Annotated in this window: 27 protein-coding genes and 5 tRNA genes; 21 read left to right on the forward strand and 11 right to left on the reverse strand. The window is 71.9% G+C overall.

The window, feature by feature from the left end; genetic code table 11:
• Positions 1-102: 102 nt before the first annotated feature.
• Positions 103-777, reverse strand: a complete 675-nt coding sequence (locus AC07DF_RS36205) for a lysophospholipid acyltransferase family protein (RefSeq protein WP_478980955.1) — start codon at positions 775-777, stop codon at positions 103-105.
• Between the two features lie 386 nt (positions 778-1,163).
• Here AC07DF_RS36205 and AC07DF_RS36210 point away from each other — a divergent pair, with 386 nt between their 5' ends.
• The 3 genes from AC07DF_RS36210 (at position 1,164) to AC07DF_RS36220 (ending at position 3,460) form a co-directional block, all read left to right on the forward strand.
• Entirely contained in the window at positions 1,164-2,336 is a 1,173-nt protein-coding gene (locus AC07DF_RS36210) for a glycerophosphodiester phosphodiesterase (RefSeq protein ID WP_478980957.1), read from the forward strand.
• Positions 2,337-2,410: 74 nt separating this feature from the next.
• Positions 2,411-2,905, forward strand: a complete 495-nt coding sequence (locus AC07DF_RS36215; RefSeq protein ID WP_478980959.1) for an RNA polymerase sigma factor — start codon at positions 2,411-2,413, stop codon at positions 2,903-2,905.
• A 57-nt stretch (positions 2,906-2,962) separates the two neighbouring features.
• A complete protein-coding gene (locus AC07DF_RS36220; RefSeq protein WP_478981245.1) occupies positions 2,963-3,460 on the forward strand; it encodes a GNAT family N-acetyltransferase in 498 nt (165 codons plus the stop codon).
• 68 nt (positions 3,461-3,528) lie between these two features.
• Here the strand turns inward: AC07DF_RS36220 and AC07DF_RS36225 are convergent, their stop codons facing one another.
• Both AC07DF_RS36225 and AC07DF_RS36230 read right to left on the reverse strand, forming a co-directional pair.
• Positions 3,529-3,957: a hypothetical protein gene (locus AC07DF_RS36225; RefSeq protein ID WP_478980961.1), complete on the reverse strand. Its 429-nt coding sequence runs from the start codon at positions 3,955-3,957 to the stop codon at positions 3,529-3,531.
• A complete protein-coding gene (locus AC07DF_RS36230; protein WP_215122567.1) occupies positions 3,938-4,297 on the reverse strand; it encodes a hypothetical protein in 360 nt (119 codons plus the stop codon). The genes AC07DF_RS36225 and AC07DF_RS36230 overlap by 20 nt, the downstream gene beginning before the upstream one ends.
• Before the next feature lie 69 nt (positions 4,298-4,366).
• Here AC07DF_RS36230 and AC07DF_RS36235 point away from each other — a divergent pair, with 69 nt between their 5' ends.
• From AC07DF_RS36235 to AC07DF_RS36275, 9 genes are all read left to right on the forward strand, one after another.
• Positions 4,367-5,017: an HAD family hydrolase gene (locus tag AC07DF_RS36235; RefSeq protein WP_478980963.1), complete on the forward strand. Its 651-nt coding sequence runs from the start codon at positions 4,367-4,369 to the stop codon at positions 5,015-5,017.
• 378 nt (positions 5,018-5,395) lie between these two features.
• Entirely contained in the window at positions 5,396-6,430 is a 1,035-nt protein-coding gene (locus tag AC07DF_RS36240) for a methionine ABC transporter ATP-binding protein (RefSeq protein WP_478980965.1), read from the forward strand.
• Positions 6,427-7,134 (forward strand): methionine ABC transporter permease, encoded by a 708-nt coding sequence (locus AC07DF_RS36245; protein WP_311124735.1) that lies wholly within the window; start codon positions 6,427-6,429, stop codon positions 7,132-7,134. The genes AC07DF_RS36240 and AC07DF_RS36245 overlap by 4 nt, the downstream gene beginning before the upstream one ends.
• An 81-nt stretch (positions 7,135-7,215) precedes the next feature.
• Positions 7,216-8,034, forward strand: coding sequence for a MetQ/NlpA family ABC transporter substrate-binding protein (locus tag AC07DF_RS36250; RefSeq protein WP_478980968.1), 819 nt, complete (start codon positions 7,216-7,218; stop codon positions 8,032-8,034).
• 141 nt (positions 8,035-8,175) lie between these two features.
• The gene (locus AC07DF_RS36255) at positions 8,176-8,808 is read left to right on the forward strand and encodes a GNAT family N-acetyltransferase (RefSeq protein WP_478980970.1); all 633 of its coding nucleotides are present in this window, start codon (positions 8,176-8,178) and stop codon (positions 8,806-8,808) included.
• Positions 8,809-8,944: 136 nt separating this feature from the next.
• The gene (cbiE, locus tag AC07DF_RS36260; protein WP_478980972.1) at positions 8,945-10,165 is read left to right on the forward strand and encodes a precorrin-6y C5,15-methyltransferase (decarboxylating) subunit CbiE; all 1,221 of its coding nucleotides are present in this window, start codon (positions 8,945-8,947) and stop codon (positions 10,163-10,165) included.
• A 367-nt stretch (positions 10,166-10,532) separates the two neighbouring features.
• Entirely contained in the window at positions 10,533-14,273 is a 3,741-nt protein-coding gene (cobT, locus tag AC07DF_RS36265) for a nicotinate-nucleotide--dimethylbenzimidazole phosphoribosyltransferase (RefSeq protein WP_478980974.1), read from the forward strand.
• A gap of 117 nt (positions 14,274-14,390) precedes the next feature.
• Complete coding sequence (cobA, locus tag AC07DF_RS36270) at positions 14,391-15,632, forward strand: uroporphyrinogen-III C-methyltransferase (protein WP_478980976.1); 1,242 nt, start codon at positions 14,391-14,393, stop codon at positions 15,630-15,632.
• A gap of 64 nt (positions 15,633-15,696) precedes the next feature.
• Complete coding sequence (locus tag AC07DF_RS36275) at positions 15,697-16,515, forward strand: TrmH family RNA methyltransferase (RefSeq protein ID WP_359896741.1); 819 nt, start codon at positions 15,697-15,699, stop codon at positions 16,513-16,515.
• Between the two features lie 42 nt (positions 16,516-16,557).
• Here the strand turns inward: AC07DF_RS36275 and AC07DF_RS36280 are convergent, their stop codons facing one another.
• On the reverse strand, positions 16,558-18,030 hold the full coding sequence (locus tag AC07DF_RS36280) for a serine/threonine-protein kinase (protein ID WP_478980979.1): 1,473 nt from the start codon (positions 18,028-18,030) through the stop codon (positions 16,558-16,560).
• 195 nt (positions 18,031-18,225) lie between these two features.
• Between AC07DF_RS36280 and AC07DF_RS36285 the strand changes: the two genes are divergently transcribed.
• The 4 genes from AC07DF_RS36285 (at position 18,226) to AC07DF_RS36300 (ending at position 20,530) form a co-directional block, all read left to right on the forward strand.
• Positions 18,226-18,465: a hypothetical protein gene (locus AC07DF_RS36285; RefSeq protein ID WP_478981247.1), complete on the forward strand. Its 240-nt coding sequence runs from the start codon at positions 18,226-18,228 to the stop codon at positions 18,463-18,465.
• A gap of 234 nt (positions 18,466-18,699) precedes the next feature.
• On the forward strand, positions 18,700-18,897 hold the full coding sequence (locus tag AC07DF_RS36290; protein WP_382497687.1) for a hypothetical protein: 198 nt from the start codon (positions 18,700-18,702) through the stop codon (positions 18,895-18,897).
• A gap of 318 nt (positions 18,898-19,215) precedes the next feature.
• On the forward strand, positions 19,216-20,151 hold the full coding sequence (locus AC07DF_RS36295) for a phosphotransferase family protein (RefSeq protein WP_478980981.1): 936 nt from the start codon (positions 19,216-19,218) through the stop codon (positions 20,149-20,151).
• Between the two features lie 79 nt (positions 20,152-20,230).
• Positions 20,231-20,530, forward strand: a complete 300-nt coding sequence (locus AC07DF_RS36300; protein WP_193480248.1) for a TFIIB-type zinc ribbon-containing protein — start codon at positions 20,231-20,233, stop codon at positions 20,528-20,530.
• A gap of 88 nt (positions 20,531-20,618) precedes the next feature.
• On the opposite strand, the gene AC07DF_RS36305 is transcribed toward AC07DF_RS36300, so the two are convergent.
• From AC07DF_RS36305 to AC07DF_RS36325, 5 genes are all read right to left on the reverse strand, one after another.
• Positions 20,619-20,690 (reverse strand) — tRNA-Val (locus AC07DF_RS36305).
• Between the two features lie 44 nt (positions 20,691-20,734).
• Positions 20,735-20,806 (reverse strand) — tRNA-Val (locus tag AC07DF_RS36310).
• A gap of 26 nt (positions 20,807-20,832) precedes the next feature.
• Positions 20,833-20,904 (reverse strand) — tRNA-Val (locus AC07DF_RS36315).
• A gap of 1 nt (position 20,905) precedes the next feature.
• Positions 20,906-20,979, reverse strand: a tRNA-Cys gene (locus tag AC07DF_RS36320).
• Between the two features lie 37 nt (positions 20,980-21,016).
• A tRNA-Gly gene (locus tag AC07DF_RS36325) sits at positions 21,017-21,089 on the reverse strand.
• Between the two features lie 178 nt (positions 21,090-21,267).
• On the opposite strand from AC07DF_RS36325, the gene AC07DF_RS36330 reads away from it, so the two are divergent.
• From AC07DF_RS36330 to AC07DF_RS36340, 3 genes are read left to right on the forward strand one after another with little or no spacing between them, the layout of a single operon-like run.
• Complete coding sequence (locus tag AC07DF_RS36330; protein WP_478980984.1) at positions 21,268-22,311, forward strand: chorismate-binding protein; 1,044 nt, start codon at positions 21,268-21,270, stop codon at positions 22,309-22,311.
• On the forward strand, positions 22,308-23,129 hold the full coding sequence (locus AC07DF_RS36335; protein WP_478980986.1) for an aminotransferase class IV: 822 nt from the start codon (positions 22,308-22,310) through the stop codon (positions 23,127-23,129). Before AC07DF_RS36330 ends, AC07DF_RS36335 begins: the two co-directional genes overlap by 4 nt.
• 54 nt (positions 23,130-23,183) lie before the next feature.
• Positions 23,184-24,008: a GNAT family N-acetyltransferase gene (locus tag AC07DF_RS36340; RefSeq protein ID WP_478980988.1), complete on the forward strand. Its 825-nt coding sequence runs from the start codon at positions 23,184-23,186 to the stop codon at positions 24,006-24,008.
• Between the two features lie 18 nt (positions 24,009-24,026).
• On the opposite strand, the gene AC07DF_RS36345 is transcribed toward AC07DF_RS36340, so the two are convergent.
• On the reverse strand, positions 24,027-24,554 hold the full coding sequence (locus AC07DF_RS36345; RefSeq protein WP_478980990.1) for a DsbA family protein: 528 nt from the start codon (positions 24,552-24,554) through the stop codon (positions 24,027-24,029).
• Positions 24,555-24,711: 157 nt separating this feature from the next.
• On the opposite strand from AC07DF_RS36345, the gene AC07DF_RS36350 reads away from it, so the two are divergent.
• Positions 24,712-25,158: a hypothetical protein gene (locus AC07DF_RS36350; RefSeq protein WP_478980992.1), complete on the forward strand. Its 447-nt coding sequence runs from the start codon at positions 24,712-24,714 to the stop codon at positions 25,156-25,158.
• Positions 25,159-25,315: 157 nt separating this feature from the next.
• Entirely contained in the window at positions 25,316-25,471 is a 156-nt protein-coding gene (locus tag AC07DF_RS36355) for a hypothetical protein (RefSeq protein WP_382497674.1), read from the forward strand.
• A gap of 99 nt (positions 25,472-25,570) precedes the next feature.
• On the opposite strand, the gene AC07DF_RS36360 is transcribed toward AC07DF_RS36355, so the two are convergent.
• The gene (locus AC07DF_RS36360) at positions 25,571-26,131 is read right to left on the reverse strand and encodes a CGNR zinc finger domain-containing protein (RefSeq protein WP_478980995.1); all 561 of its coding nucleotides are present in this window, start codon (positions 26,129-26,131) and stop codon (positions 25,571-25,573) included.
• Positions 26,132-26,318 lie beyond the last annotated feature (187 nt).

Consider the following 26,318-nt stretch of genomic DNA (forward strand, 5'->3'; position numbering starts at 1 on the left):
TGCGGGGAGGGGAGAGCGAAGCCACCCCCCCCCCCCCCCCCCGCCCCCCCCCCCCCCCCCCCCCCCCCCCCCCCCCCCCCCCCCCCCCCCGCGGCCAGAGAATTACGCCGCTTCCTTGGCCTTGCTGGCGTACATGTCCACGTACTCCTGCCCGGACAGCCGCATGACCTCGCTCATCACCGAGTCCGTCACGGCCCGCAGCACATAGCGGTCCCGGTCCATCCCCTCGTACCGGGAGAACTCCATCGCCTCACCGAACCGCACGGTGACCTTCCCCGGCCGGGGGAGGCCCGCCCCACCCGGCTGCAGCCGGTCCGTGCCGATCATCGCGAACGGCACCACCGGCGCCCCCGTCATCAGGGTGAGCCGGGCGATGCCGGTACGCCCCCGGTACAGCCGGCCGTCGGGCGACCGCGTGCCCTCGGGGTAGATCCCGAAGACGTGGCCCTCCTCCAGCACCCGGCGCCCGGTCATCAGCGCGGCGACCCCGCCCCGGCCGCCGTCGCGGTCGACCGGGATCATGCCGACGCCGGTGAAGAACCAGGCCATCAGCCGGCCCTTGAAGCCCTTCCCGGTCACGTACTCGTCCTTGCCGATGAAGAAGACCTGCCGGTCGCAGACCAGCGGCAGGATCATCGAGTCGATGAACGTCAGGTGGTTGCCGGCCAGGATGACCGGACCGTCGCCCGGAATGTGCTCCGCACCTTCCACCTGTGGGCGGAACATCAGGCGCATGACCGGACCGAGCACTGCCTTGATGAGCGCGAAGCGGGACAACGGACCCTCCGGTGTCAAGGGAATCTGTATGAGTATGTGCAGGTGAGGACGATACTCGTGGCCCCGGGGATCGCGCACATCGGGCACGGCGACTTAACCAGGGCCTTACGCACTGTTGACGCGTGTTTACCTGCGGTGGCGTGTCGTCGACGGTGGGTAACCCTGCCGCCATGATGTGACGGACATCGCCTCGGATCGCACCGGACGCGTTCCCAGAACCGCCGCACCGAATCGAACGGCATACGACGAATCGTCAGTTCACCGTCCCCACCAGCCACTACGACATCCGGAGTCACCCGCGTGTTCCGCCCGGGGTCTCACACCCGTCATGTACGCGCCCGTACGATCGGCCAGCATTGACGAGTCGACGGCAGGGAGGGCGCTCCATGGGAACGCAGGAGTCGAACGAAGAAACGAGCGGGACCGGACGGCGGGCCCTGCTCGGCGCGGCGGTGCTCACCGCCGGCGGAGCGGTCCTCGGCATGACCGGCACGGCGCGGGCGGACGGTTCCCGGTACGGCGGCGGACACGGCGGCTTCAAGAGCCTGCCCAAGCCGACGATCGTCGGCCACCGCGGGGCGAGCGGCTACCGACCGGAGCACACCCTGGGGTCGTACCAGCTGGCCCTCGACCTGGGCGCCGACATCGTCGAGGCGGGCGATCTGGTGCCGACGAAGGACGGGCACCTGGTCTGCCGGCACGAGCCGGAGATCGGCGGCACCACAAACGTCGCCGACCACCCCGAGTTCGCCGACCGCAAGAAGACCAAGCTCCTCGACGGCGTCTCCACCACCGGCTGGTTCACCGAGGACTTCACGCTCGCCGAGCTCAAGACGTTGCGCGCGATCGAGCGCATTCCGGCCAACCGCCCGCACAACACCCTCTACAACGGCCACTGGGAGATCCCCACCTTCGAAGAGGTCCTGAGGTGGCAGGACGAGCAGACCCGCAAGCGCGGCAAGCAGGTCTGGATCTACCCCGAGCTCAAGCACCCCACCTACTTCCGCAAGCAGGGCCTGCCGCTGGAGGAGCGGGTGGCCAAGGTGCTGCGCAAGTACCGCAAGGACCGGCGGACCTCCCCGGTCATCGTCCAGTCCTTCGAGCCGACCAGCATCGAGCGTCTCAACAAGCTCGTCGACAACCCCCTGGTCGTCCTGCTGTCCTCGGCGGGCACCCGCCCCTGGGACTTCGTCGAGAGCGGCGACCCGCGCACCGTCGCCGACCTGGTCAAGCCGGCCGGCCTCAGGGAGATCGCCTCCTACGCGCAGGGCATCGGCCCGACCCTCGACCTGGTCATCCCGCGCGACGCCAAGGGCAACCTCACGCAGCCGACGACGCTCGTCCCGGACGCGCACAAGGTGGGGCTGATCCTGCACCCGTGGACCCTGCGCAACGAGAACCCGTTCCTGCCCGCGAACTTCCGCAAGGGCACGGACGCGGACGCCTACGGCGATGTCTTCGGCGCGTACGAGGCGTACTTCGCGACCGGCATCGACGGTGTCTTCACCGACCAGCCCGACACGGGCCTGCTGGCCCGCGAGGCCTTCGTCAACGGCTGAGCTCACACCACCCGGTCGAGTGAGCTTCGGCCGCCCGGGCAACCCGCCGCCCGGGCGGCCGCGTCGCTCCGCATATGACACCCGACCTGGTCACCGCCCTGGGCCCGCTGCTCACCGCCGAGGCCTCCGCGGAGGCATATGCCGCGGGAGCGGAGGCCGGTGACCTGGAACAGGCGGTCTGGCTCCGCCTGCTGGAGCGCCTCGACGCCGACGACCCGCCGCTCGACCCCCAGGGATGGCTGCGCCGCGCCGTCCGCTCGGAGGCCCGCCGTACCCGTCGTACGAGCCGCCTCGAACGGCCGTACGCCGGCGAGCCGGCCGACGACGGCGGCCGCGACCCCGAACAGCTCGCCCTCGCCGCGGCCCGCGGCCGTGCCCTGCGCGAAGCCGTACGCCGCCTCCCGGGCCGTTGCCCCCGGCTGATGGAGGCCCTGCTCTCCCCGCAGGATCTGACATACCGGGAAATCGCAGGGGAGTTGGGTATCTCACAGGGGAGTCTTGGCCCGGAACGTTCCAGATGCCTGGGATGTCTGCGCAGATTGCTCACGCCGGAGGTTGCGGCCCACTGAGGACGGGGATAGGAGTGAGGAACGACAGGTGATCAGATGAGCGGGAGGCGTGCGCACATGGGCATGAGCGTGACCATCTCTGCGGCGACCGGGCAGGACGCGGAGCAGATCTTCAGGCTGCAGTACCTGTGCTTCCAGCGGGAAGCGGCGCTGTACGGGAACTACCGCATCGACCCGCTCGTCCAAACCCTCGACTCGGTCCGCGAGGAGGTCACCCGGGACTGCGTCTTCGTGGCCCGGCTCGGCGACGAGGTCGTCGGCTCGGTCCGCGGGGCGGTCGCCGAGGACGGCGCCGCCGCGATCGGCAAGCTCTGCGTCCACCCGCGCCTCCAGGGCCACGGCATCGGAGCCCGCCTCCTCCGGGCGGCCGAATCCGCCCTCGCCGACCAGCACGGCGCCAAGCGCTTCCGCCTCCACACCGGCCACCGCAACGAGGGCAACCTCCGCCTCTACCGCAAGGTGGGCTACGAGACCGTGGGCACGTCCCAGGGGGCGGACGGCATCCCCATGATCGTCCTGGAGAAGCCGGCCAGGACCTACGCGGCGACAGCTTGAGTCTCGCCCTCAAGGGCGCGGGGAACTGCGCGAGCAACCACACACGGCCCGCGGCCGCCTGACGAACCTCAGGCGGCCTCCTCCCGAGGCGCACCCTTCCGCAGCCAGTAGATGGCGGTCAGCGGCAGGAGCACGGGAATGAACACGTACCCCATCCCGAAGTCCGACCACACGGTCGCGTCCGGGAAGGCGGACGGCTCGACCAAGGTCCAGGTCCCCACCGTCAGCACCCCCACCAACTCCGCGACACAGCACGCCAGCGCGGCTTTGCGCGCCGTCTCCCCACCCCGCACCAACGAGTACGTGATGAACCCGTACACGACACCGGCGACCGCCGACAGCGAGTAGGCCAGCGGCGCCCGGTCGAACTCCGTGGCGATCTGATACGCGGACCGCGACACCGCCCCCACGACCATCACGCCGTACAACCACACCAGCAGGATCCCCGGCCCACCGATCAGCCGCCGCCGGCTCACCTCAGCCTCCCCAGATGTCATAGAGCCGCACCTCCAGCACCGCCAGCACCACACCGCCGGCGGCAACCGTCACCGAGCCCCACCGGGTGCGCTCGGCCAGTGACATGAACCCCGCCGCCGGGACGCACGCGAACGCCCCCAGCAGATACGCCACGAAGATCGTCGTGCCCTGCTCCGGCTTCTCGCCCTGCGCCAGCAGCACGATCCCCACCACCAGCTGGACCAGCGACAGCAGGGTGACCACGGCCATCCCGATGAAGTGCCAGTCCTTCGTCGGCTGGTCACGGTAGGCCGCGAGGCCGCACCAGGCGGCGAGCAGCAGCGCGGCGACGCCGGTCACCAGCGTCAGAGCAGCAAGCATGCTGCGACCTTAATACGGCCGAAAAGGCCCGATGCTTCCGGCCCTGGCCCGCACCGTAGGGTCGAGGGCATGAAGATCCACGCGCAAGCCCTGCTGTTCGACAACGACGGAACCCTGGTCTCCTCCCTCGACTCGGTGGACCGCTGCTGGACACGGTGGGCCGCGGAGTACGGGATCACGGCCGAGGAGTTCGCGCGCGTCGAACTGCACGGCCGGCCGGCCGCCGAGATAGCCGCCGACCTGCTGCCCGCCGAGACCGTGCCGGAGGCCGTCGCGCGGATCGAGGACCTGGAGGTGGAGGACGTACCCAACGGCGGGGTGCGCCTCCTGCCCGGCACACGCGCGTTCCTCGACTCGCTGCCCGCCGAACGCTGGGCCGTCGTCACCTCCGCCACCCGGCGGCTGGCCGAGGCGCGGCTCGACGCCGTCGGCATCCTCCCCAAGACACTCGTCGCCGCCGACGACATCACCCGCGGCAAGCCCGACCCCGAGCCCTATCTGCTCGCCGCCCGCACCCTCGGCGTCGACCCGGCCCACTGCGTCGTCTTCGAGGACGCCCCCGCGGGCCTGACGGCCGGCCGCGCCGCCGGCATGACCACCGTGGCGTTGACCACAACCCACCAGGCCCACCAGCTCGACGCCGACCTGGTCGTCGCGAACCTGTCGGCCCTGTCCGCACTGGTCACCGAGCAGGGAGTGGAAATCTCCGGCCGCGGCTGACGCGTCCCCGACCCTGTCCACCGCTGTCCAGCATCCGGACAGCGGCGTGACTGTCAGGACCGTACGCGTGTTTTACTGGCGACATGACCACGACGAGCGACCGCATCCCCGCGACCGAGGCGACCATGACGCCCGGTGCTCGTTGTATGTGTCGAATGTGCGCCTTCTAGAGGGCCCCCGCACCACCCCCTGAGCTCGCGCCCCGAAGCGAGACAGCGGCATGTCCGCACGCATGGAGCGCTGCGAGACGCCGAGCCGCCCCGCGCGCATGTTCTCCCCGGTTCCCCGCCTCAGCGAGAACCGTGTCGCGTCCCTGAACGAATGCCTCTGTGCCCGGGCACACCCACGCCCGCGCACTCGACAGTGACGGAAACCCACGTGATCACCACAACGGACCTGACCAAGGTCTACCGTTCACGCGGCCGCGAGGTCACCGCCCTGGACGGCGTCGACCTGCACGTCCGCGAAGGCGAGGTGTACGGCGTCATCGGCCAGTCCGGCGCCGGCAAGTCCTCGCTCATCCGCTGCGTCAACCTGCTGGAACGCCCCACCTCCGGCACCGTGACCGTCGCCGGACAGGACCTCACCGCCCTGGCCGGCCGCGGCCCGCGCGCCGGAAAGGAACTGCGGGAGGCACGCAGCCGGATCGGCATGGTCTTCCAGCACTTCAACCTGCTGTCCTCCCGGACCGTCCAGGACAACGTCGAGCTGCCGCTGGAGATCCTCGGCAAGTCCGGCAAGGAACGCTCCCGCAAGGCGCTGGAGCTGCTCGACCTGGTCGGCCTCGCCGACAAGGCGGGCTCCTACCCCGCGCAGCTCTCCGGCGGCCAGAAGCAGCGCGTCGGCATTGCCCGCGCCCTGGCCGGCGACCCCAAGGTGCTGCTGTCCGACGAGGCCACCAGCGCCCTCGACCCGGAGACGACCCGGTCGATCCTGGCGCTGCTGCGCGACCTGAACCGCCAGCTCGGCCTGACCGTCCTGCTCATCACGCACGAGATGGACGTCGTGAAGTCGGTCTGCGACTCCGCCGCGCTCATGGAGAACGGCCGCGTCGTCGAGTCGGGCACGGTCAGCGAACTGCTCGCGACCCCAGGCTCCGAACTGGCCTCCGCGCTGTTCCCGCTCGGCGGCGAGGCCTCCGGCGAGGACCGCACCGTCGTCGACGTCACCTTCCAGGGCGAGAGCGCGACCCAGCCCGTCATCTCGCAGCTCGCCCGCACCTACAACATCGACATATCGATCCTCGGCGCCGCCATCGACACCGTCGGCGGCCTCCAGGTCGGCCGGATGCGCATCGAACTGCCCGGCCGCTACGAGGACAACGTCGTACCCATCGGGTTCCTGCGCGAAAAGGGCCTGCAGATCGACGTCGTCGGCCACGAGGCCGAACTGGTGAAGGAGGGTGCCAAGTGACCTGGTCCGAGATGCAGCCACTGCTGGAACAGGCGTGTTGGGACACGCTCTACATGGTCGGCTGGTCCACGCTCATCGCCGTGGCCGGCGGACTGCCGCTCGGGATCCTGCTGGTCCTGACCGACCGCGGCGGCCTGCTCCAGAACCTCGCCGCCAACAAGGTCATCGGGCAGATCGTGAACATCGCCCGCTCCCTGCCGTTCATCATCCTGATGGTCGCGCTGATGGGCTTCACCCGCTCCATCACCGGGACGACCATCGGCGTCGAGGCGGCCATCGTGCCGCTCGCCGTCGGCGCCATCCCGTTCTTCGCGCGCCTGGTCGAGACGGCCGTCCGCGAAGTGGACCACGGGCTCGTCGAGGCCGTGCAGTCCATGGGCGGCAACACCTGGACCATCGTCCGCAAGGTCCTCGTCCCCGAGTCCCTGCCGTCGCTGATCTCCAGCACCACCACCACGATCGTCGCCCTGATCGGCTACTCGGCCATGGCGGGCACGGTCGGCGCCGGCGGCCTCGGCGACATCGCCATCCGCTACGGCTACCAGCGCTTCGAGACACAGCTGATGTGGATCACCGTCGCGATCCTCGCCGTCGTCATCTCGGTCATCCAGTTCGCCGGCGACTACGCGGCCCGCTCCCTGCACCGCCGCGGCGCCCACTCCGGCCCCGCCCCGAAGCTGCGGCTGCTGAAGGCCGCCTCCTGAACTCTCCGTTCACCCGAGAACTCCCCGTTCACCCACGACGGGGCCGCACCACCCTCAAGGCCAAAAGGAAAGGCACTTTTCGTGCGTAACACCGCCAAGATCACCACCGCCGTCCTCGCCGCCGGAGCCCTCACCCTCGGGCTCAGCGCCTGCGGCGCGGGCGACTCCGGCTCCGACGGACCCCTGATCGTCGCCGCCAGCCCCACCCCGCACGCCGAGATCCTCACCTACGTCAAGGACAACCTGGCGAAGAAGGAGGGCCTCGACCTGCAGGTCAAGGAGTTCACCGACTACGTCACGCCGAACACCGCGACGCAGGACGGCTCCGTGGGCGCCAACTACTTCCAGAACCAGCCGTACCTCGACGACTTCAACAAGAAGAACGGCACCGACATCGTGCCCGTCGTCACGGTCCACCTGGAGCCGCTCGGCCTCTACTCCCACAAGGTCAAGAAGGCCGACGCCCTGAAGAGCGGTGCGACGGTCGCCGTCCCCAACGACACCGTCAACGAGGCCCGTGCCCTCAAGCTCCTCGCCGCGCACGGGATCATCACCCTCAAGGCGGGCGTCGGCAACGAGGCGACCCCTTCGGACATCACCAAGAACCCGAAGAACCTCAAGTTCAAGGAGCTGGAGGCGGCCCAGACCCCGCGCTCCCTCGACGACGTGGACGCCGCGATCGTCAACGGCAACTACGCCCTCGAGTCCGACCTGAAGCCGGCGAAGGACGCCCTCGTCCTGGAGTCCCCGAAGGACAACCCGTACGGCAACTTCCTCGCCGTGAAGAAGGGCGAGGAGAAGGACCCGCGGGTGAAGAAGCTCGCGAAGCTTCTCACCTCGCCCGAGGTGAAGAAGTTCATTCAGGACAAGTACGACGGCGCCGTGCTCGCGTCCTTCTGAGCCACGCCCGGCACCCGCGCCGAACGGGGTCCTCCCTCACCGCATCGGGGGAGGACCCTGTGGTGCGGAGCAGTGCTTTCATGCTGCATGCTGGGCAGTTCAGCAGGCCCTGAAGGTTCACCGAAGGTTACGGAGCGGCGCATGACGAGCACCTTTCCCAACGTCTCCATCAGCACGGAGCGGTTGGTGCTGCGTCCCCTTGACGAAGACGACGTCGCCGCCCTGGCCGCGATGATGAACGACGAACAGGTGGCGGCCTGGACCTCCGTCCCCCAGCCCTTCACGGAGGACGGCGCCCGCACCTGGATCACCGAGTCCGCCCCCGCCGAGCGCACCGAGGGACGTGGGCTCGACTTCGCGGTCACCGAGTTCCTCACCCAGCGCCTGGTCGGCATCATCCAGCTGAGCAAGACCAACTGGCGGGTACGCTCCACCGAACTGTCGTACATCATCGCCCCCTGGGCCCGGGGCGAGGGTTACGCCTCCGAGGCCGCCCTGGTCACCGCCCGGTGGCTCTTCTCGGACCAGAAGTTCGAACGCATCGAACTGCGCACGGCGGCCGACAACACCGCCTCCCAGCAGGTCGCCCAGAAGATCGGCTGTATCAGCGAGGGCGTGCTGCGCAACGCCTGTATAGCCCGCAGCCGTGCCGAGGACGGCACATGGACGGACGTACGCACCGACTTCATCGTCTGGAGCCTGCTCCCCGAGGACCTGGAGGGCGTCGGCGGCCGGCTGCCCGGCGGTTTCACCTCCTTCGGCGACTGGAACTGACCGGAACGGCCACCGTGCGCGACCGCACCGCCGTCCCCTCCGACGGCTCCACCGGGTACTCTCACCAAGCCCACCCACGGGCCGCTCGCGACACGACACGCAGCAGACCTGCGAGATCCTCTGGAGACTGACGACGATGGCCGACCGGGTCACGGTGATCGGCTGGGACGGTTCGCCGCTGACCGACGCGGCACGCGCCGCCCTGGGTGCCGCCACGCTCGTGGCGGGTGCCGCCCACCACCTGGCGCTCCCCGAGGTGCCCGCCGGCGCCGAGCGCATCCGCCTCGGCAGTGTCGCCCTCGCCGCCCGCCGCATCGCCGGCCACCGCGGCACGGCCGTCGTGCTGGCCGACGGCGACCCCGGCTACTTCGGCGTCGTACGGACCCTGCGCGCCCCCGAGTTCGGCCTCGAGGTCGAGGTCGTCCCCGCCGTCTCCTCCGTCGCCGCCGCCTTCGCCCGCGCCGGAATGCCCTGGGACGACGCACAGGTGGTCGTCGCACACCGCCGCACCCTGCGCCGCGCGGTGAACGTATGCCGAGCCCACACCAAGGTGGCCGTCCTCACCTCACCCGGCGCCGGCCCGGCCGAACTCGGCCTGCTCCTCGAAGGAGTCCACCGCTCCTTCGTCATCTGCGAGGAACTCGGCACCGAACGCGAGCGCGTCACGATCGTCACCTCCGACAAGGCCGCCGACCACACCTGGCGCGACCCCAACGTCGTCATCGTCCTCGGCGGCCCGGCCGGACCCGGCACCGCGGGGGAGACCGGCGGCTGGATCGCCGGCCGCGACCCCTCCGCCGGGCCCCGCGGCTGGTCCCTGCCCTCCGATGCCTACGGCGCCCCCCTCGGCGAGGGCGAGACCCAGCCGCTGCGCGCCTCCCAACTCGCCCGCCTCGGACCGCGCGTCGGCGACCTCGTGTGGGACATCGGCTGCGGCAGCGGCGCCTTCGCCATCGAGGCCGCGCGCGCCGGCGCCGCCGTCATCGCCGTCGACAGCGACCGGGCCGCCTGTGCCCGCACCGACGCCGCCGCACGCCGCCTCGGCGTCCAGCTCCAGATCGTGCACGGCACCGCACCGCACGTTCTGGAGAACCTCCCCGAACCGGACGTCGTCCGCGTCGGCGGCGGGGGAGCGGCCGTCGTCTCCGCGGTCGCCGACCGCCGCCCGCAGCGCATCGTCACGCATGCCGGCACCCGCGACGCCGCCGAACTCATCGGCCGCGACCTGACGGAACACGGCTACGGCGTCGAGTGCGCCCTGCTGCAGTCCGTCGAACTCGACACCCGGGCCTGGACGGAGAAGGAACGGAGCGTCGCGTTCCTGCTCAGCGGCGTGCTGCCGCGGCGCAGCGCCTGATCCCGCCGCCGTCCCCGTGATCGGGTTGTCGTACTGCGCGCGGTAGGCTGGCCGATCGTTGCACCGCACGCGGACGCCCGGCACTTCGTCGGTCAATGTCCGGAAAACCCGCCCGTTTTGGGGTGTGTGTGGTACGGCAGAACCTGAAGACGCGCAACGTGGCGCAGTCCACAGCGGAACCGTCGCGGATCAAGCTGCCGCGAGGGCGGTACGGCCGCGACAATGCCATTGAATGGCTTTGTCGCCTTTTTGAGGCGTGCCGCTCGTGCCGCTGGGGACGCACGCTCGTTCTTCACAGCGGGGCGGTCGGTGCGCCGTTCCGGGCGAGCTGGTCGTAGGAGCACTAACCGATGGGCGAGGGGTACGCATGACCGACACCGGCCAGGTCCCGGGCGAGGGACTGCCGGAGAACGCAGGCATGGTGGAGCAGCCGGGCGCCCCCGCGCACGGTTCGTACACCTACCTCTCCGAGCCCGAGACCACCGCCGAGGACGACGACCTGCTGCTGTTGCCGGGCGCCCAGGGCGCCTGGGGCAACGAGGTCGCCCCGCCCGCGCCGGAGCCGGTCGCCGAGACCGTGCACGAGCCGGGCCCGCACGAGATCTCCGGCCGCGACAGCGGCTCGGTCGACCTCGGCGGCGTACGGCTGCCCGACCCTCCGCCGATCCCGCCCGTCACCCCGCGCCGCCCGCTGCACCTCGGCCCGCCGCTGCCCGACAGCTCCGCCAGCCCGGTCCGCTCCCTCGCCGACCGTGGTCCGGCGGACGCGCCGCTGCGACAGCCCGCGCCGCAGTCGGCGGGACCCGAGTACCTCGACGCCCCGCGCAGTCCGGAGATGTCCTCGCCCCCGGCGGCGCCCTGGGACGCGCAGGTCACCCACCAGGCCCAGGTGGGCGCCGGGGCGGCCCCTGCGGAAACGGTTGTTCCGGAAGCGCAGCCGGTGCCCGGGGCCGTCGCGATCAGCGTGGCGACGGAGGCGGCGCAGGCGACGCCGACGCCGACGGCCGGGGCCGAGCAGGCCGTTGCCGCCGAGCAGCCCGCGCAGGACGTACCCGCGCAAGTGACCGAGGCTGAGGCGGGGGCCGTTTCCGCGCCCCAGCCGCTTCCGGGGGAGGCGCCGGTCGTGGAGGGTTCCGGTCAGGCCGGTACTGGTCATGGCGGTGAGCCGGGGCTTGCCGGTGGTCTTCCCGAGGCCACCGAGCCGGGCGCCGTCGGCGGCTCCGCCGATGCGGGCCAAGACGTTCCGGCGGCTGCCGCGCAGCAGGAGATGGCCTCAGCTCCCGTCGCCGAGGCCGTACCGGCCCCTGAAGCGGTTCCGTTCCCGGAGGCCGCCAGTGGGCCCGAGGCCGGTGCCGTGGAGGCGGCCGGTGTTCCCGAGGCTCCCGCGGAGGCGCCCGAGGCAGTCGCTCCCGCGGTTGTGGCACAGGCACCCGCAGAGGTTGCCGGCCCCGAGGCCGACGCGCCCGGCCCCGTGGAAGAGGCCGCTCCCGAGGCCGTAGCGCAGCAGCCGGACGCCCTCGGCGTCGAGGCCCTCGCGCCGGTTGCCGAGCCGATCGCCCCGCAGGCCGCGCCCGTTCCTCAGCCGACCGACGCCGAGGCAGCCGCCCCCGCTCCCGAGCCGACGGCTCCACAGACCGCCACTCCCACCCCTGAAGCGCCGGCTCCGGTGCCCCCGGTTCCGGTCGCCGACGCACCCGAGGCCGGAGCGCTCGCCGACGCACCGGAGACAGCAGCCGCCCCGTCGCAGCCCCTTGCGGCGCCGGTCCAGGCCCAGGTCACCGAGACACCCGCGCCCGACGCACCCGCCGAGGCTCCCGCACCGCCCCAGGCATCCGAGGCAGCCGAGCCCGCCCCCACGGTCGAGGAAGTCGCTCCCGCGCCCGCCCCCGTGGCCGAGGAAGTCGCTCCCGCGCCCGCCCCCGTGGCCGAGGAAGTCGCTCCCGAGCCCGCCCCCGAGCCGGTGACCCCCATGCCCGAGACCACGGGCGTCCCCCCGGCATCGGCCGAGGACGTCACCGTCGTACTCCCCGAGCCGATCGCGGACGAGAAGACGGACGAGAAGACGGACGAGCAGGTGGACGGGAAGACGGACGAGCCGAGCATGCAGCCCGTCCAGGGCCCCCAGCAGTCCCAGCCGCCCGCCGCTCCCGAGCCGGCACAGCCCGAGCCGGCACAGCCCGAGCCCGCACAGGCCGAGGCGCCGGAACCTCCGGCCCCCGTCGCCACCGTCCCCGCACCGCGCGACGGCGACGCCGAACTCGTACAGAACGCCGACGACCTGGACACCCGGGCCGCCGACCAGGATGACTTGGCCGACCAGGCACGTCACGACGAAGAGAGCGCGGCGCCAGTGGCAGAACCACGACAGTCCACCGGCCCCGCCGCCCCCGCGTACGACGCCGCGGAACGCGAGGCCGTACTGAAGGTCATGCGCGAACGCCGCGACATCCGCAACGGCTTCCGCAGCGACCCCATCCCGCACGAGGTGCTGCTCCGTGTCCTGGAGGCCGCCCACCACGCGCCCTCCGTCGGCCACTCGCAGCCCTGGGACTTCGTCGTCATCCGCTCCGCCGACACCCGGCGCGCGATGCACGAACTGGCGATGCGTCAGCGCGACGCGTACGCCAAGTCCCTCCCCAAGGGCCGGGCCAAGCAGTTCAAGGAACTGAAGATCGAGGCCATCCTCGACACCCCGGTGAACATCGTCGTCACCGCGGACCCGACCCGCGGCGGCCGTCACACCCTGGGCCGTCACACCCAGCCCCAGATGGCGCCGTACTCGGCGGCCCTGGCCGTGGAGAACCTCTGGCTCGCCGCCCGCGCCGAAGGCCTCGGCGTCGGCTGGGTCAGCTTCTTCGACGAGCGCGAGATGGTCCGCGCCCTCGGCCTGCCCGAGCACCTCGAAGTCATCGCCTACCTGTGCGTCGGTTACGTCGACGAGTTCCCTGACGAGCCCGAACTGCTGCAGGCGGGCTGGTCCAAGCGCCGCCCGCTGTCCTGGGTCGTGCACGAGGAGACGTACGGCCGCCGCGCACTGCCCGGAGAGGAACCGCACGACCTGCTCGCCGAGACCGTCGCGCAGATCCGCCCGCTGGACGCCAAGGCGCTCGGCGAGGCGTGGGAGCGCCAGAAGCGCATGACCAAGCCGGCCGGTGCGCTGGGCATGCTGGAGATCATCTCCGCACAGCTGTCCGGCCTGTCCCGCCAGTGCCCGCCGCCCATCCCGGAGCCCGCGGCCGTCGCGATCTTCGCCGGCGACCACGGCGTGCACGCGCAGGGGGTGACCCCCTGGCCGCAGGAGGTCACGGCCCAGATGGTGGCCAACTTCCTCGGCGGCGGCGCCGTCTGCAACGCCTTCGCGACCCAGGTGGGCGCCGAGGTCTGCATCGTCGACGTGGGCGTCGCCGCCGACCTCCCGGCCACCCCGGGGCTGCTGCCCCGCAAGGTCCGGGCCGGTACGTCCGACCTGACGACCGGGCCCGCGATGACCCGCGAGGAGGCCAAGCAGGCCATCGAGGTCGGCATCGAGACCGCCCGCGACCTGGTCGCCGCCGGCAACAAGGCCCTGCTCACCGGTGAGATGGGCATCGCCAACACGACCGCGTCCGCCGCCCTGATCTCCGTCTTCACGGGTGCGGACCCGGCCGAGGTCACCGGCCGGGGCACCGGCATCAACGACGAGACCCTCGCCCGCAAGACGGAGGTCGTCCGCCGCGCGCTGGAACTGCACCAGCCGGACCCGGCCGACCCGATCGGCGTGCTCGCCGCGATCGGTGGTTTCGAGCACGCCGCCATCGTCGGCCTCCTCCTCGGCGGCGCCTCCCTGCGTACGCCGGTGATCCTCGACGGCGTCAGCGCCGGCGCCGCCGCCCTGGTGGCCCGCGCCATCGCCCCCGAGGTCCTGGCCGCCTGCATCGCCGGTCACCGCAGCGCCGAGCCGGGCCACGTCGCGGCCCTCAACAAGCTGGGCCTGCGCCCCCTGGTCGACCTCGACCTCCGTCTGGGCGAGGGCACGGGCGCCCTGCTGGCCCTGCCGCTGGTGCAGAGCACGGCCCGGGCGATGCACGAGGTGGCGACGTTCGATTCGGCGGGAGTCACTGAGAAGTAGGTGCTGAGGGGCGGCCCCGGTGCCCAGCCACTGGACCACCGGAGCCGTCCCGACTCCCGCCCATTAAAATCCGCACGTCAGGGCTACCGCACCGCCGTCTACAGGAGCCGCACCCCCATGGCCGAACACCCCGCCTACCCCGTAGGCCTCCGCCTCACCGGCCGCCGCGTGGTCGTTCTCGGTGGCGGCCAGGTCGCCCAGCGCCGCCTCCCGGCGCTGATCGCAGCAGGTGCGGACATCGTCCTCGTGTCCCCCTCGGCCACCCCCTCCGTCGAAGCCATGGCGGACGCCGGCGAGATCACCTGGCAGCGTCGCCGCTATGAGGAAGGCGACCTCGAGAACGCTTGGTACGCCCTCATCGCCACCGGTGACACGGAGGCGAACACCCGGGCCTCCGCCGAGGCGGAGCGCCGCCGCGTCTGGTGCGTCCGCTCCGACGACGCCGACGAGGCGACGGCCTGGACCCCGGCCACCGGCCACAGCGAGGGCGTCACGGTCGCCGTCCTCACCACGGACGCCAAGGGACGCGACCCCCGCCACACCGCCGCCATCCGCGACGCGGTCGTGGAGGGCCTTCGCGACGGCACGCTCGTCGCCCCGCACCACCGCACCCGTACACCCGGAGTCGCCCTGGTCGGCGGCGGCCCCGGTGACCCGGACCTGATCACGGTCCGCGGCCGCCGCCTGCTCGCCGAGGCGGACGTCGTCATCGCGGACCGCCTCGGCCCGCGCGACCTCCTCGCCGAACTCCCGCCCCACGTCGAGGTGATCGACGCGGCGAAGATCCCCTACGGCCGCTTCATGGCCCAGGAGGCCATCAACAGCGCGCTGATCGAGCACGCGAAGCAGGGCAAGTCGGTCGTCCGCCTGAAGGGCGGCGACCCCTACGTCTTCGGCCGCGGCATGGAGGAGCTCCAGGCCCTCGCCGAGGTCGGCATCCCGTGCACGGTCGTCCCTGGAATCTCCAGCTCCATCTCGGTCCCGAGCGCGGCCGGCATCCCGGTCACCCACCGCGGCGTCGCCCATGAGTTCACCGTGGTCAGCGGCCATGTCGCGCCCGACGACGAGCGTTCCCTCGTCGACTGGCCGTCCCTGGCCAAGCTGACCGGCACGCTGGTGATCCTCATGGGCGTCGACAAGATCGGAAAGATCGCCGAGACGCTCGTCGCCCACGGAAAGCCGGCCGACACCCCCGTCGCCCTCGTCCAGGAGGGCACGACGGCCGCCCAGCGCCGGGTCGACGCGACCCTCGCGACGGTCGCGGAGGCGGTCCGGACCGAGGACGTGAAGCCCCCGGCGGTCATCGTCATCGGCGAGGTCGTGAAGGTCGGCCCCACGGCCGCCGCGCCCCTCGAGTAACCCCGGGTAACACAAACCGTACCGAGCCGTTGGCACCGCACCCAGGACAAGGCAGTATCACCCTGTGGCCGATCTCATCACCGTCGAGGATCCCGACGACCCGCGCCTCTCCGACTACACCGGCCTGACCGACGTGGAACTGCGCCGCAAGCGCGAACCCGCCGAGGGCCTGTTCATCGCCGAGGGCGAGAAGGTCATCAGAAGGGCCAAGGAAGCGGGCTACGAGATGCGGTCCATGCTGCTCTCGGCCAAGTGGGTCGACGTCATGCGCGACGTCATCGACGAGCTCCCGGCCCCGGTCTACGCGGTCAGCCCGGAGCTGGCCGAGCAGGTCACCGGCTACCACGTGCACCGCGGCGCGCTCGCCTCCATGCAGCGCAAGCCCCTGCCCACGGCGGCCGACCTGCTGAGGACCACCCGCCGCGTCGTCATCATGGAGTCGGTCAACGACCACACCAACATCGGCGCGATCTTCCGCTCGGCGGCGGCCCTCGGCATGGACGCGGTCCTGCTCTCCCCGGACTGCGCCGACCCTCTCTACCGCCGCAGCGTGAAGGTCTCCATGGGCGCGGTCTTCTCCGTCCCGTACGCCCGTCTGGACACCTGGCCCAAGGGCCTGGAGTCGGTCCGCGAAGCCGGCTTCACCCTCCTCGCCCTGACCCCCGACGAGAAGGCCCGGCCCCTCGACGAGGCCGCCCCGCACACCATGGACCGCGTGGCCCTGATGCTCGGCGCCGAGGGCGACGGCCTGTCCACCCAGGCGCTGGTCGCCGCCGACGAGTGGGTCCGCATCCCCATGTCCCACGGCGTCGACTCCCTCAACGTGGGAGCGGCAGCGGCCGTGGCCTTCTACGCCGTGGCCACCGGCCGTCCCCAGGTCTAGGGACAGCGGCGAGACCGAGCCGCGCGAGATCGCCGAGGCGGGTCAGCCGCGGGTCGTACCGTCCGGCCGCGAGGGGACGTCGCCCAGCGGCTGCGACCGGTGGACCTGCTGCTCCCGTACGCCGCCCCCGTCGCCGCCGAGTCCCCGCGCCGGGCCCTGACAGCCCTGCACCAGGGCGATGCCGATCGCCACCAGCAGCGTGACCACGACGAACACGAACAGCCGCTGCCGCAGCAACCGCGGATTGGCGGGCCGCAGCCCGGTGCCCGTTCTGGACGGACGCCCGGTGCCGCTGTGCGGGGCGGGGCGGCTGCCGCTGCCCGACCGGGTTCCGTTGCGCCCGGTGGGCGTCGGCCGCGCCCCGTTCCGCGCCGACGCGCCGCGGCCGCGCGCCGGAGTCCTGCCGCGGTTGGCGCCACCCGCCTGCCGGTTCCCGTTCCCGCTCCCCGCAGGCCGCGCTCCGCCCCGGGCGCCGGCTCCCCCCTGGGAAGCCGTACCGTCCGAGGACGGGCCCCCGTCCCGGGACTGGGAGGAACCCCGCGGTGGGGGAGTGCCCCGGCCCCGCTGCGCCCCGGCCCCCGCCGAACCCTGCTGTCCCTGCGGTCGCCGGGCCCGCTCGGGGTAGGTCTCGACGGGCCGATCGGTCTCCGCGCCACGCGGTGCGGGCGGCCGCACCCCGGCGAGGTCCTGCGCCTCCCGGGCCGCGATCTCCTTGAGCCGCAGCGACAGTTGGAGCGTGCTGGGCCGCTCCTCGGGGTCCTTCGCCAGGCACGCCCGGACGAGCGGAGCCAGCGCGTCGGGCACGCCGTGCAGCTGCGCCTCCTCGTGCACGACGCGGTAGAGCATCACCTCGGAACTGCCGTGCCCGAACGGTGAGTCGCCCATCGAGGAGTACGCGAGCGTGGCCCCCAGTGAGAACACGTCCGTGGCAGGAGTGACGGCCGCCCCTCGCACCTGCTCCGGGGCGAGGAAGCCCGGCGAGCCGACCGCGGTGCCGACGTGGGTGAGCGTCGAGGCGCCGGTGGCCCAGGCGATGCCGAAGTCGATGATCCGTGGCCCCTTCGGGGACAGCAGGATGTTGGACGGCTTCAGGTCCCGGTGCACGACCCCGGCCTCGTGCACGGCGACCAGGCCCTCGGAGAGGGCGGCCCCGACGGCCGCGACATCGGCGGCGCCGAGCGGTCCCTCGGCGGCGATCTTGTCGTGCAGGGAGGGTCCCGGTACGTACTGTGTGGCGAACCAGGGCCGGTCCGCCTCCAGGTCCGCGGCCACGAGCCGGGCCGTGCAGCCACCGCGGATCCGCCGCGCCGCCGAGACCTCACGCGCGAAGCGCGAACGGAACTCCTGATCCTCCGCCAGGTCAGGGCGGATGACCTTGAGCGCGACCCGTTGCCCCTTCTTGTCGGAGCCCAGGTAGACCACGCCCATCCCGCCCGCGCCGAGCCGTCTGTGAAGCCTGAACGAGCCGACGACGCGCGGGTCCTCGCGCCTCAGGCGCATCATCGCCATGTTCATCCCCGCTGCCCGGTCCTGTGACGAGCCACAGCTTACGTTTCCACGGCCGCCCACGCGCAGAGGCCGCGCCCTCTCAGAGTGATGGATTGTCAGTGGTGGGTGGGAGACTTGAAAGGTGGTCAGGGAGGGCGCGAAGAGGCGGACTTCGCGCGGCGAGTGATCCCAACCACCCGTCGCAGAAGGGGGATTGGTCCTGTGAAGGGTGATCGTGTGGAGATAGTCGTGGACGCGGGGGACACGACGCGCACGTACGAGGTCATAGCGAGCAGGGCGGGCCGCAGGGTGGAGACGGCGGTTCGCCGAGGTGTCGTGGAAGTGAGCGAAGTCACGCGAAGCGGGACAGTCGTACGTACGGCCCGCTTCATGGCGAACCGGGTGCTCGCGCTGGTGGAGCAGCCGGTTCCGCGGGAGGAAAGCTCAGACAAAGCGGGGTGAGCCGGGCGTCCCGTCGGGGAAGACCCTGAGACCTGCCTCTCCGTCTCCACCCAGGGGAGTACATCGCAGGTGGCGGCTCATCCTCCGGGAGGCCCGGCAATCGGTACGAGGGCATGACGCCCGGGGAGGGCCGGACACCTAGATTTGAGGTCAAGCGGCGGGTGTAGCACTCGTCCCCCGAGGTCAGACGCCCGCCGCTGCCAACGACAACTGAGAACGGTCAGGAGAGGGACCATGGCCCACACGGCACCGCGGACGCTGGTCCGCACGCGGGAGCGCATCACGCTCCGGCCCCGCCGCACGGGCCGCCGCCACCCCTTGGTGGCGACGCTGATGGCCCTTCCCCTGGCGGTCCTGCTCCTCCTCGTCTTCGACGGGTGGGAGACAGTGGCCACACAGGCGTCGTCCGTGGGAGAGATGCTGGGGCGCTGAGCGGCGACCCCAGGCCCGGAAGAGCGGTCCGGGCGGGGACATCCACCCATGAAACCCCGTGGGGACGGGGGTGCGGCGGACGGCAAAAAATGCCGGCGCAGCTGGGGAGCTGCGCCGGCATTGCTTTTCCCAGCTGCGGGCATGCGTGCCTCCCCCAGTGCCTTAAGGGCCTGGGAGGTGCCCCCAGGGCGGCACGGGTGGGCGCAGCGGCACCCCGTTCCGCCGGGCTGCGGACCCACCCGACCTCAGCGCCAACGCCGAGCACCTGAAGCCGACAGCCCCTACGGCCCGGCCCCCACCTGCCCGTACCCTCACCCCGTGACCCCCGCCCCCCTCCTGGCCGACCTGACCGCCAAGGCCCGAGCGACCGCCCACACCCGCTCGTCGGCCTGCCCCTGCGGAACAGCCACCCTCGCGGACCGCCCCGACGCGACGGTCGTCCGCCACGCCGGCACCGTCGCGAAGGCCCACCCCCCGGAGTCCGACCCCACCGAACTGACCAGCCGCCTCGAGGTCGCCGCCCGTCACCCCGAGATCCTCCTGGCACCGCTCACTCCCACCCCGGCCGACCTGCACGGCAGACTCGTGACGTTCTGGCCGTACGGAACCCCCGTGGACCCGGACGACCCGGACGCCGCGCCCTGGGAAGCGGCCGCCACACTCCTCGCCCGGCTCCACCGCACCCCCGCCCCCGACGCCCTCCCCGCCATGCGAGGCCCCGCCAAGGCGGCCCGGGCCATCGACAAGCTCCGGAACGCCGCCCCGCATCCCGCCGCGGCCCCGGTCCTGCGGGCCTGGGACACCCTCCCCGCCTGGGCCCGTGCCGAGGCCCCGATGCCGGACACCCGTACCCTCTGCCACGGCGACCTCCACCTGGGCCAGCTCATACGCCACCCCGCACCCGAAGGCCCCTGGCTGCTGATAGACGTCGACGACCTCGGCGTCGGCGTCCCGGCCTGGGATCTCGCGCGCCCCGCCGCCTGGTACGCCTGCGGACTCCTCCTGCCCGAGGAATGGGCCCGCTTCCTCGCCGCCTACCGGGAGGCCGGTGGCCCGGCCGTGCCCGCCGACGGCGACCCCTGGCCCGTTCTCGACGTCCCCGCCCGTGCCCTCACCGCGCAGACCGCGGCCCGGGCCGTCGCCAAGGCGGCAGCGGCCGGCCGCGACCTGGACGAGGTGGAGCAGTCCGTCGTGGAGGCCTGTGACCGAATGGCTACCCTCCCGCCGCAGTTGGCGCAGGAGCACGCGAAGTAGGGTGCAACCGACCATGGCGGGACAGAGTCTGTCCTGGCGACACACGAAGCAGGACCGACCGGCGAGGAGTTGAACCACCATGCAGTGTCCGAAGTGCCGTGCGCCCATGCACACGTACAACCGCAACGGTGTCCAGATCGAGCAGTGCAGCGGCTGCCGCGGGATCTTTCTCGACTACGGCGAGCTGGAGTCGCTGACCCGCCTGGAGTCCCAGTGGTCCCAGGGCGCGCCGCCGCCCCCGCCCGCCCCGCAGGCCTACCCCGCCCCTCCGGCCCCCGCCTGGGGCGCCCCGCACGGCGGTCACGGTCATCACGGCGGCCACGGCCACCACGGTCACCACCGCAACAAGGGCTTCGGGCACATGCTGTTCTCGTCGTGACGCGCGTGTCGTGACGCGCGTGTCGTGACCCGTGCCGCGACACGAAAAGAGCCCCCGGCCGTTAATGGCCGGGGGCTCTTGTGTGGTGTGGACGATACTGGGATTGAACCAGTGACCTCTTCCGTGTCAGGGAAGCGCTCTCCCGCTGAGCTAATCGTCCTCGGGGACCATGACCACCAGGTGTAGCGGATCATGGGCACTGCGTGCGCGATACTGGGATTGAACCAGTGACCTCTTCCGTGTCAGGGAAGCGCTCTCCCGCTGAGCTAATCGCGCGGGTTCGGATCTTCGAGCAGATCCAGTGGACGATACTGGGATTGAACCAGTGACCTCTTCCGTGTCAGGGAAGCGCTCTCCCGCTGAGCTAATCGTCCTTGGAGGTGGAGACGGGATTTGAACCCGTGTAGACGGCTTTGCAGGCCGTTGCCTCGCCTCTCGGCCACTCCACCAGGAGTGTAGGGGGCCGGGAAGCCCCCTGTTCCTGCGAGCGGACGACCAGGTTCGAACTGGCGACCTCAACCTTGGCAAGGTTGCGCTCTACCAACTGAGCTACGTCCGCTTGTCGTTTCCGGCCCGCTCTCGCGGCCCGGCGACGTGTTGAACTCTAGCGGATTCCGGGGCCAGCACAAAAACGCGTTTGTGCAGCGTGCTGCGCTTCCCCTGCTCAGGGATGCCGCGGAGCCTCCGGGAGGGACATCCTCCGGTCACTCCCAGGACACCGCCATAGACTCGACTGCGTGTCCGAGCTCCCTCCTCTGGCCCGCTTCGGCGACCGCGTCGCCACCGGGCTCCTCGACGTCACCGACGATCCCGAAGCCCTGGAATCCAGCGGCTTCTGGGCCGTCTGCGCCGACTTCGAGGGCCGTCTGACCTGCGCCCGCTTCAGGGACGTGCGGGAGCGGCCCGTGCCCGCCCCCGTGCCCGGCGCATGGCGTGCGCCGGCGGCGGGCGACTGGACGTCCTCGCTCGGTCACGCCGCGTACACGGCGGCCGTACGGCGGATCCGCGAGCACATCGCGGCCGGCGAGGTCTACCAGGCGAATCTGTGCCGCGTGCTGTCCGCGCCCGTCGCGCCCGGCGCCGACGTGGACGCCCTCACCGCGCTGCTGGCCCGCGGCAACCCGGCGCCGTACGCAGGAACGATCCGCCTGCCTGGGCACGGTGTGGAGATCGCCACCGCGTCGCCCGAACTGTTCCTGCGGCGTGCGGGACGGGTCGTAGTGTCCGGGCCCATCAAGGGCACCGGCCGCACCGAGGCGGACCTGCTGGAGAAGGACTACGCCGAGAACGTGATGATCGTGGACCTGGTCCGCAACGACATCGGGCGGGTCTGTGCCACGGGCAGTGTGACGGTGCCCGATCTGTGCGCCGTCGAGAAGCATCCAGGGCTGGTCCACCTCGTGTCGACCGTCCGCGGGGAGCTGGAGGAGGGGGCCGGCTGGGCCGAGCTGCTCGGCGCGGCCTTTCCGCCCGGATCGGTCACCGGCGCGCCCAAGTCGAGCGCCCTGCGGATCATCGACGCGCTGGAGACGGCGCCCAGAGGGCCGTACTGCGGTGGCATCGGCTGGGTCGACGCCGACCGGCGGGTCGGTGAGCTGGCCGTCGGGATCCGTACGTTCTGGATCGACCGGGCCGACGGCGTGTTGCGCTTCGGTACCGGCGCCGGCATCACCTGGGGCTCGGATCCCGAGGGGGAGTGGCGGGAGACCGAGCTGAAGGCCGCCCGGCTGCTCGCGATAGCGTCGGGAGGGTATGAGGTGAGTGGAGAGGACCTGACGTGAAGATCTGGCTCGACGGCGGGCTGCAGGACAGCGAGTCCGCCCGCGTCTCCGTCTTCGACCACGGACTGACCGTGGGAGACGGCATCTTCGAGACGGTGAAGGCCGTGGACGGCAGGCCGTTCGCGCTCACCCGGCACCTCGACCGGCTGACCCGGTCGGCGCGCGGCCTCGGCCTGCCGGACCCGGACCACGAGGAGGTGCGGCGCGCCTGTGCCGCCGTCCTCGAGGCCAACCCCGCGCCGCTCGGCCGCCTCCGGATCACCTACACCGGCGGCCACGGCCCGCTCGGCTCCGACCGCGGCGAGCACGGCCCTACCCTCGTCGTCGCCCTCGGAGCGACCCACCGGCGTCCCGACTCCACCGCCGTGATCACGGTCCCCTGGACCCGCAACGAGCGGGGCGCGCTCACCGGCCTGAAGACCACCTCGTACGCCGAGAACGTCGTGGCCCTCGCCCGCGCCCGCGAACGGGGCGCGTCCGAGGCCCTGTTCGGCAACACGGCGGGACAGCTCTGCGAGGGCACCGGGTCCAACGTCTTCGTCGTCCTCGACGGCGAGATCCACACCCCGCCGGTGGCCTCGGGCTGCCTCGCGGGCATCACGCGCGCGTTGGCGATCGCGTGGACGGGTGCCCGGGAGACCGATCTGCCGCTGGACGTGCTGGACCGGGCCGACGAGGTCTTCCTGACGTCCACGCTGCGGGACGTGCAGGCCGTGCACCGCGTCGACGACCGTGAGCTGCCGGGCGCGCCCGGCCCGGTGACCGCCAAGGCCATGCGGATCTTCGACGAGCGCTCCGGGCACGACCTCGATCCCTGACAGCCCTCCCATATTCGGCTGCCCCGAGGCCTTGTTGCGGGTAGAACACCCCTGATGACCACGACCCTGCGGCCGACCGAGCCGCTTCAGCAGAACGCCGACGGGACGCGCTCACGCCGCTTCCAGGTGTGTGTGAACAGCCGTCCCGTAGGGGCGATACACCTCGGCACGCATCCCGTGTTCGGCGACGCGGTGGCCCGGATCACGAAGCTGCGCATCGAGGAACCGGACCGCAGACGCGGCCGGGGCACGGTGGCCGCGCTCGCCGCCGAGGAGGTGGCGCGCGGCTGGGGTTGCCGGCGCATCGAGGCGGCGGTGCCCGCCGACGCCGGGCCCGCGTTCCGGCTCGCCACCGCGCTCGGCTACGTCGTGCGCAACCGCGGCATGGAGAAGTCGCTCGGCGACACCCCGCCGCAGCTGCCGCAGGGCAGCCGTGCCCGGCCCATGACCGAGGCGGAATTCGGCCCCTGGCTGGAGAAGGGCCACGAGGACTACGCGCAGAGCTGGATCGCGCGGGGCATGCCGGAGGCCGAGGCCCGGGCCAAGTCGGAGCGGGACCACGCCGCCCTGCTGCCCGAGGGCCTGGCCACCCCGGGCACGTTCATCAGCGTCGTCGAACACGAGGGGACACCGGTGGGCGAGCTGTGGCTCGCGGTGCGCCAGGACGATGCCTTCGTCTTCGACGTCGAGACCCACGCCGCCCACCGGGGCCGGGGACACGGCCGCACCCTCATGCTGCTGGCCGAGGCCCGGACGATCGCCGAGGGCAGGCGGACCATCGGCCTCAACGTCTTCGCCGGCAACGACCCGGCCGAACGGCTCTATGAGTCACTCGGCTACGAGACGAAGCTGTACGCCATGTACAAACCACTGTTGTAGGAGTCCGGCGGGGCCGTGTCAGCCCTGACCCTGCTCCGCCAGCAGCCGGTCCGCGATCTCCTCGATCCGCTCGCGCAGCCCCTCCTGGCTCTTGCCGCCGTCGAGCCGCTCGCCGTCGATGACGTAGGTCGGGGTGCCGGTCACGCCGATCGCCTTGCCCTCGGCCTGGTCGGCGTCCACGATCAGGATGTGCCGGCCGTCGATCAGCGCGGTGTCGAACTCCTCGGCGTCCAGGCCCAGTTCGCCGGCCAACTCGACCAGGAAGGGTTCTCCCTTACGGGTCAGCTCCTCCACTCGTCCCAGCAGGGCCTCGGCGTACGGCCATCCCCGGCCCTGCTCCCACGCCTCCTCCGCGGCCTGGGCGGCGGCGAAGGCGTGCTTGTTCTTCTCCAAGGGGAAGTGCCGCAGCCGCACCTCCAGACGGTCGCCGTAGCGGGCGCGCAGCGATCGGAGGTCGTCCAGCGCGGTGCGGCAGTCCGGGCACTGGAGGTCGCACCAGATCTCGAGGACGGGGGTGGTGGAGGGGGCAGGGGATGAGTCGCTCATGCCGACAGTCTTCCAGCCCCTGCACCTGCACCCGCGGAGGAGGCGACCCGGAGATCTCCCTGATGTAGGGGCGAGGCATGGCCCGCCGGGGTGCGGCGGGTGCAGGATGGAAGGGACGAAGTGCCCCTGCCCGACCGTGCCACGCCTGGAGGACCGGATGATTGCCGAGACCGTCTGCTCCGCCGTGTCCGCGGCAGGCCTGGGCATTGCGGCCATCACGGCGTACCGCAAGCGTTTCCTCGCCGCGGCGCGTATCGCGGCGTACTCACTCGTGCCGATCGGCCTGGTGATGACGGGAGTCATCGAGTGGCTGGCCGACACCGCGTTCAGCCCGACCGCCTGGGCCGGCTTCGGAGTGCTGGGCCTGGCGTGGGCGCTGTTCGCGACCACCCGCGTCGTGGAGCGCCGCCGCGGCGGCACCCGCAAGGAGCGTAAAGCGGCCCGCGCGGCGGCCGGGCCCGAGGCGGTGGCCCCGGCGGCCTCGGCGCCCTCCCTGGGGCAGGGCGGGCAGGGCTCCCGCGCGGCCGCCCGGCCCGCGGCGGCGTCCCGGGGAGAGGACGACTTCAGCGATATCGAGGCCATCCTCAAGAAGCACGGCATATGACGGCCGGCCCCGCGCCGGGCTGAATCGTCACAGTGGGTCCGAGGGTGCGCGGAAATGATCACAACCTGAACCGGACCTCACGGAATCAGCGCACTCCCGCACGGAACGAGGGCGCTGATCGCGCCGGGTGGGGCGACTGCGCCATCATCGCCGCGAGATGCTGGACACGACGAGACAGAGCGACCCCGCGCCGCCGCAGGACGAGCCACGTGGTTGTCTCTTCGCCCTTTCCCAGCCACCGCTGATGATCTTCCTTGCGGTGATCGGGTGTCTGCTGCTCATGGCCTCGTTGCACGATCTGCTGTGGCTGTGAGCCGTACCCGCGGTACCCGGCGTCACCCGCCGGGGCCGCGTCGGCATCGATGGATTTTCCGAGCTTGTCTTCCGAGCTTCATGTTTTCGGAGACGGCTGTCAGCCCGCCGCTTCCTTGCGGCGCGCCCGGTACGCCGCCACGTGCAGACGGTTGCCGCAGGTGCGGCTGTCGCAGTAGCGACGGGAGCGGTTCCGGGAGAGATCGACGAAGGCACGGCGGCAGTCGGGCGCCTCGCACCGCCGCAGCCGCTCCTGCTCGCCGGCGACCACGAAGAACGCCAGCGCCATCCCGCAGTCGGCCGCCAGGTGGTCGGCGACGGAGGCACCCGGTGCGAAGTAGTGCACATGCCAGTCGTAGCCGTCGTGATCCGTGAGCCGGGGGGTGGTGCCGGCGGCCGCGACCAGTTCGTTGATCACTCCGGCGGCGGCCCTGGCGTCGGGGGCGGCGAAGACGGCGGCGAACCGCCCGCGGATCTTCCGCACCGCGGAGAGGTCGAACTCCGAGAGCACGCCGACGTCGCTGATCTCGTGGTTGCTCACGAAGTCCGTGAGCGTCGCCACGTCCGGCAGCCCGTCCGCTGCCGTGTCGTCCTCCGGTGCGGTGTTCACCAGATCGACCACGGTGTCGAGGGCGCACCGGGTGTCGTGGGTGATCAGCACGATTCGCTCCCTGGCCTGGGGGTCGGGCAGGCGCCCGCCGATGCTGGCCGATGGTAATGGCTCCGCACCCACCGGACGGCCCTCATGCCCGCACATGGCTTCGAATAGAACGCCGCCGGGCCCGCCATGGTTCCCGCTTACCGACAGTGACGACGATCGTCCCGCCGCCTCCCCGATCTCCCCGCCG

The sequence above is a fragment of the Streptomyces sp. NPDC044719 genome (assembly GCF_056433405.1).